Origin of the sequence: Xanthovirga aplysinae (genome assembly GCF_009711365.1) — a bacterium.
Lineage (GTDB): Bacteria > Bacteroidota > Bacteroidia > Cytophagales > Cyclobacteriaceae > Xanthovirga > Xanthovirga aplysinae.
On sequence record NZ_SMMB01000551.1, the window covers coordinates 1 to 2,319 of the forward strand.

Sequence of the window (2,319 nt, forward strand, 5' to 3'; positions counted from 1 at the left end):
TAACCTATTTTTTATCTTATATTTAGAGCTGCTTTAGGAAAACCATAATCGCCCAAATACTGATTTTTTTCTTTTAATTAAGGAAATTTTAATTGGGATATATTTTTAGGGGTAAGATTTTCAATAAAATATTTTTTAAAATCTTATAACCCTATTACAGAACATTAATGTCATCTTTTCGACTTTGTAATTCCATTTTAAAACTTTTTATTAAAATCACTTTTATAAAAAACCGCTTTATAAACATGAGTACAAAATTTGCTGCATTAGCTCTTTCAGGAGCACTGTTTTTAGCAGGTTGCAATAAAGAGAAGGCAGAAAAAAAACAAAAACTAGATTATCCTCAGACGGCTGAGGTTGATACCGTAGATAATTATTTTGGCACGGAGGTCCCAGATCCATATCGATGGTTGGAGGACGATCGTTCAGAGCAAACGGGAGCTTGGGTACAAGCCCAAAATAAGGTGACTTTCGACTATCTCAATCAAATTCCTTTTCGGGAGAAGATTGAGGCACGGTTAAAAGATTTGTTGGATTACGAGCGATTATCTGCACCAAGAAAGCATGGGGATTACTATTATTTTTATAAAAATGATGGACTCCAAAACCAAAGTGTATTGTATCGAAAGAAAACTGAAGACGGGGAACCGGAGGAATTTTTGAATCCTAATAATTTTAAAGAGGACGGCACCATTTCCCTAGGAGGAACTAGTTTTAGTAAAGATGGTTCTCTATTTGCCTATTTGATTTCTGAAGGGGGATCTGATTGGAGAAAAGCGATTATTTTAAAAGCAGAAAATAAGGAAATAGTTGGCGATACTTTAAAGAATATCAAATTTAGTGGAATATCCTGGAAGGGAAATGAAGGTTTTTATTACAGCAGTTATGATAAGCCCAAAGGTGGAAGTGCTTTATCTGCAAAAACTCAACACCATAAGTTGTATTACCACAAGCTAGGAACGCCACAATCTCAAGACCAGTTAATTTTTGGTGGAGAAAAGCAGCCAAGAAGATACATTTTTGCTTATTTGACTGAAGATGAAAGGTTTCTTGTAATCAATGCTGCACAAAGTACAAGTGGGAATGAGCTTTATATTCAGGATCTAGCTCAAAAAAATGGAAAAATTATTCCTATTGTAAATAATTTTGAAAAGGACCACTATGTATTAGACAATGAAGGGTCTAGATTGTTGATTTCTACCAATTTGGATGCACCAAATAATCGAATTGTTGAGGTAGATTTTAATAACCCTGGTCCGGAAAACTGGAAAGATGTAATCCCGGAAACTAAAAATGTTTTGAATGCCAGTACTGGCGGGGGAAAAATTTTCGCCAATTATATGGTAGATGCCAAGACTCAGGTGAAGCAATACGATATGCGCGGCAATTTGGAACGAAAGATTGAACTTCCAGGAATTGGTTCAGCAGGTGGATTCGGTGCAAGGAACACCGATAAAGAGTTATATTATACATTTACTTCTTTTACCTATCCGACGACAATCTTTAAATATGATATTGCGTCAGGGAAATCAACGGTTTATGCCCGCCCTAAGGTTGAGTTTAATCCTGAGGAATATGAAACCAAGCAAGTATTTTATACCAGTAAGGATGGCACCCAAGTTCCTATGTTTATTGTACACAAAAAAGGGATAGAACTAAACGGTAAAAATCCAACTTATTTGTATGGCTACGGTGGTTTCAGCGCCAGCTTGACACCTCGATTTAGTTCTTCACAAATTGTATGGTTGGAAAATGGCGGAATTTACGCACAGCCTAATCTAAGAGGAGGAGGAGAATATGGAGAGAAATGGCATTTGGCCGGTACGAAAATGAATAAGCAAAATGTATTTGATGATTTCATTGCAGCCGGAGAATACCTAATCAAAGAAAACTATACTTCAAATGATTTTCTAGCCATAGCAGGTGCTTCTAATGGAGGTCTATTGGTGGGTGCCACTATGACTCAACGGCCTGACTTGGCAAAAGTGGCTTTCCCTGCCGTGGGAGTAATGGATATGTTGAGATACCATAAATTTACTGCCGGGGCAGGTTGGGCCTTCGATTATGGGACTTCTGAAGATTCCAAAGAAATGTTCGAATACTTACACAAATATTCCCCTGTTCATGCTTTGAAGGCGGAAACTAGGTATCCAGCAACAATGGTTACTACAGCTGATCATGATGATCGAGTAGTACCAGCACATTCATTTAAATTTGCGGCTACTCTTCAAAAGAATCATGTGGGAGACAACCCTGTTTTAATCCGTATTGAAACAGATGCAGGTCATGGGGCCGGAACACCTACATCAAAAAGAATTG

Annotated in this window: 1 protein-coding gene; it reads left to right on the plus strand. The window is 37.3% G+C overall.

Features of this window, described 5'->3' with window-relative positions; translation table 11 throughout:
- Positions 1 to 245: 245 nt before the first annotated feature.
- On the plus strand, positions 246 to 2,319 hold a 2,074-nt coding region (locus E1171_RS02605; protein WP_155203792.1), incomplete at its 3' end, for a prolyl oligopeptidase family serine peptidase.